Source organism: Actinomadura bangladeshensis (assembly GCF_004348335.1).
GTDB lineage: Bacteria > Actinomycetota > Actinomycetes > Streptosporangiales > Streptosporangiaceae > Spirillospora > Spirillospora bangladeshensis.
The window spans coordinates 1-3,784 of the sequence record NZ_SMJW01000437.1 but is presented as its reverse complement, the minus strand read 5'-3'; the positions used below and the strand labels follow the sequence as shown (position 1 = coordinate 3,784).

Here is a 3,784-nt window from a genome sequence, read left to right as displayed (position 1 = left end):
GCCCCCGTCCACCACTGGCCACCACCCCTTGCAGCCGCCCCAGAGAGCTACGACGAAACCGCCGCTTGACACCTACGAAGATCGGATGTCTCAAAGCGTGGAGACGGCGTTATGCCACTTCGGCCCGTCTACAGTTTCGTCAGAGCCTTCCCCTTGTGCATGGCGATATGGTCGGTCTTGTCACTGTGAATCTCGTACTGCGGATCGTCCTTGCTGCAGCGGCGCATGTGACCCTTGTACTCGACGTCCTTCGTGTGCTTTCTGATGATCACGCCTTCCACATATCCTGCTTCCGAGTTCCACCTCACGTGATCGCCCACGGAGAACTGCTCCATCGCTCCTTCCCCTTTCCACTCGAGTACCGGTCGGTTCCGGTCCCCAGGCCCTACCCGCACGGCACTTGTTTTCACGTTCGTACCACCATCAGTGAGGCCGGGCGCCGGCTCATTCACGCGCGGGCCCGGGCAGGCGGCTTTCGCGGGCGGCTGGTCATTGCGGGCGGGAGGGCGCAGCCGCCCTCGGCCGCACCGCTGTTGAGGTCCTGGCAGGCCTTGACGATGGGACGGGACGACCTGGCGGCCGTGCGGTGGTCCGTGCTGGAATCTCGTGGGCGCCGTGGTGGTTGGTGTGGGTGTGAAGAAGATCGGTTTTCTCTCGTTCGGTCACTGGAGTGACGGCGCGGGCTCGCAGACCCGGTCGGCGGCGGACGCGCTGCTGCAGTCGGTCGATCTCGCCGTGGCGGCAGAGGAACTGGGTGCCGACGGCGCCTACTTCCGGGTGCACCATTTCGCCAGGCAGCTGGCCTCTCCGCTTCCGCTGCTGTCCGCGATCGGCGCGAAGACCTCGCGCATCGAGATCGGCACCGGCGTGATCGACATGCGCTACGAGAACCCGCTGTACTTCGCCGAGAACGCCGGGGCCGCCGATCTGATCTCCGGTGGACGGCTGCAACTGGGCATCAGCCGGGGGTCGCCAGAGCAGGTCGTCGACGGATGGCGGTACTTCGGGTATGAGCCGTCCGAGGGCGACAGCGATGCCGACATGGCGCGCAAGCACACCGAGGTTCTGCTGACGGTCCTGCAGGGCAAGGGCTTCGCCCAGCCGAATCCGCGCCCGATGTTCCCCAATCCGCCCGGGCTGCTGCGCATCGAGCCGCATTCCGAGGGCCTGCGCGACCGCATCTGGTGGGGCTCCGGCTCCAATGCCACCGGTGTGTGGGCGGCCGGGCTGGGCATGAACCTGCAGAGCTCCACGCTCAAGGACGACGAGACCGGCGAGCCGCTGCACGTCCAGCAGCGCAAGCAGATCGAGGCCTACCGGCAGGCGTGGAAGGACGCCGGCCACCAGCGGGAGCCGCGGGTGTCGGTCAGCCGCAGCGTCTTCGCGCTCACCAGCGACCTGGACCGCGCCTACTTCGGCCGGAACGCCGACTCGAGCGACCAGATCGGCATGATCGACGAGAAGACCCGAGCGGTCTTCGGCCGCTCGTACGCCGCCGAACCGGACGTCCTGGTCAAGCAGCTCGCCGCCGACGAGGCCATTCAAGCCGCCGACACACTCCTGCTCACGGTCCCCAACCAGCTCGGCGTGGACTACAACGCACACGTCCTAGAGAACATCCTGACCCACGTGGCCCCCGACCTCGGCTGGCGCTGACGCCAGGCCACCCCCGCCCATCACGGCATGCGCGGACGTCCCGACCGCGGTGCCCTGCTGATCATCGACGGCATCGCTCAATCACACACCATGACCGGGGACGGCCTTCTGAGGGGTGGCGGTCCAGGAGGCGAGGAGGCGCAGGCCTTCTTCGGAGGTGGATCCGGGTTGGGCGGTGTAGATGGTGAGGGTGAGGCCGGGTTCGGCGGCCATCTCCAGGCCCTCGTAGGCGAGGGTGAGGTCGCCGACGGCCTGGTGGTGGAAGCGTTTGGTGCCGGTGCCGTGGTGGCGGACGTTGTGGGCGCCCCAGCGGGTGCGGAACTCGTCGCTGCGGGTGCAGAGTTCGCCGACCAGGTCGTGCAGGTCCTTGTCGTGGGGGTTGCGTCCGGCTTCGGTGCGAAGGATGGCGACGACGGTGTCGGCGGCCTGGTCCCAGTCGGGGTAGAAGCGGTGGGAGGCGGGGTCGAGGAAGTTGAAGCGGGCCATGTTGGCCTGGTTGCCGGGTGCGGCGTAGACGTCGGCGAAGAAGGCGCGGCCGAGCGGGTTGGCGGCGAGGATGTCCAAGCGGCCGTTGCGCACGAACGCCGGCCCGGCGGTGATGGCGTCCAGTGTCCATTGCAGGCTGCGGTGCGGTTTCCACTGGTCTTTGGTGCGTCGCCGGCGGGGGCGGGTGAGGGCGTCGGTGCCATCGGCGGCCTGGGCCAGGTTCAGCAGGTGGGCGCGTTCGGCGTCGTCCAGCCGTAGGGCGCGGGCGAGGGCTTCCAGGACGGCGGGGGAGACGCCGGCGAGGTGGCCGCGCTCCAGCTTGGCGTAGTACTCGACGCTCATGTCGGCCAGGGCCGCGACCTCGCTGCGGCGAAGTCCCGGCACCCGGCGCCGCGACCCGGGGGGCAGACCGGCCCGCTCGGGAGTGATCTTCGCGCGCCGCGAGGTCAGGAACTCGCGGACCTCGTCACGGTTGTCCACACCTCGACGTTACGTGCTGCCCGCGGCCCGAGGGGTCTACCTCCAGTACACCCTTCACGGGTGATTGGCGCAGGTGTTGTCCGAGGTCGCGAACGAGCCGACGACGAACTGGCCCGGTTTCACCGCGGTCACCTGCGATCCGACCTCCTCCACGAAACCGACGTACTCGTGCCCCATCGGATGCGCCGCATCGGTCGGCTCCGCACCGCGGTAGGGCCACAGGTCCGATCCGCGCACGCAGGTCACCGCGGTGCGGATGATCGCGTCGGTGGGGTGGAGGATCTTCGGGTCGTCCATGGTCCGACTACGTCCGCATCCCCAATGCGCAAGGCACGCTGGTGGCCACCGATGAGATTCCCGACGCGTCGCTGTGGCCGGGGCTGCTGGCCGTTTCGGACGTGATGGGCACCGGCTGGTGGGCCGCCGACGCCGCCGGGGTCGGGCCCGGTTCCACCGCTGTGGTCGTCGGAGACGGCGCGGTCGGCCTGTGCGCGGTGATCGCCGCCGAACAGATGGGTGCTGGACGGATCATCGCCATGTCCCGGCACGAGACCCGGCAGAAGCTGGCCCGCGAGTTCGGTGCGACCGACATCGTCACCGAGCGCGGCGAGGACGGTGCAGCCCAGATCAAGGAGCTGACCGGCGGGATCGGCGCCGACAGCGTGCTGGAGTGCGTCGGCACCCCCGAAGCGATGCGGCAGGCCCTGCGCTCTGTGCGACCGGGCGGCGATGTCGGCTTCGTCGGCGTCCCTCACGGAGTGACCGTTGACGGGCGGGAGTTGTTCTTCTCCCACGCCGGCCTGCGCGGCGGCCCCGCCCCCGTGCGCCGCTACCTGCCCGACCTGATCGACCGCGTCCTGACCGGCGCCATCGACCCGGGCAAGGTCTTCGACCTCACCCTTCCTCTGGAGCAGGTCGCCGAGGGCTACAAGGCCATGGACGAACGCCGCGCCATCAAGGCCCTTCTGAAGCCCTGACCGCGTCCTGGTGCACTTCATGCGCCGGGCGGGCCGGTCGAGCGCTCCACCCCGGTGTGCTGCGGCAGCCGCGTCCCTAGTGGGCACTCACCTGCCGCCGCGGTGCTCCTCATGGAGATGAGGCCCCTGACCCGGAGGGCTGGTCTGCTGCGAGGGGGAGGGGTCCGGTGAGATCGGAAGGGGGC

The 3,784-nt window shown here is 69.2% G+C and carries 4 protein-coding genes and 1 pseudogene; 2 read left to right on the top strand and 3 right to left on the bottom strand.

Going from position 1 to position 3,784, the window contains the following annotated elements; genetic code table 11:
- Positions 1 to 128: 128 nt before the first annotated feature.
- The gene (locus E1284_RS39380; protein ID WP_131945227.1) at positions 129 to 335 is read right to left on the bottom strand and encodes a hypervirulence associated TUDOR domain-containing protein; all 207 of its coding nucleotides are present in this window, start codon (positions 333 to 335) and stop codon (positions 129 to 131) included.
- A gap of 280 nt (positions 336 to 615) precedes the next feature.
- Here E1284_RS39380 and E1284_RS39375 point away from each other — a divergent pair, with 280 nt between their 5' ends.
- Complete coding sequence (locus E1284_RS39375; RefSeq protein ID WP_243715020.1) at positions 616 to 1,656, top strand: LLM class flavin-dependent oxidoreductase; 1,041 nt, start codon at positions 616 to 618, stop codon at positions 1,654 to 1,656.
- Positions 1,657 to 1,737: 81 nt separating this feature from the next.
- Here the strand turns inward: E1284_RS39375 and E1284_RS39370 are convergent, their stop codons facing one another.
- Together E1284_RS39370 and E1284_RS39365 are read right to left on the bottom strand one after the other, a co-directional pair.
- Positions 1,738 to 2,622: a helix-turn-helix transcriptional regulator gene (locus E1284_RS39370; RefSeq protein WP_131945226.1), complete on the bottom strand. Its 885-nt coding sequence runs from the start codon at positions 2,620 to 2,622 to the stop codon at positions 1,738 to 1,740.
- A gap of 54 nt (positions 2,623 to 2,676) precedes the next feature.
- Positions 2,677 to 2,919 (bottom strand): alcohol dehydrogenase catalytic domain-containing protein, encoded by a 243-nt coding sequence (locus E1284_RS39365; RefSeq protein ID WP_243715019.1) that lies wholly within the window; start codon positions 2,917 to 2,919, stop codon positions 2,677 to 2,679.
- Between the two features lie 2 nt (positions 2,920 to 2,921).
- On the opposite strand from E1284_RS39365, the pseudogene E1284_RS39360 reads away from it, so the two are divergent.
- Positions 2,922 to 3,599, top strand: a pseudogene (locus E1284_RS39360) (zinc-binding dehydrogenase); the annotation flags it as partial.
- Between the last annotated feature and the right edge of the window lie 185 nt (positions 3,600 to 3,784).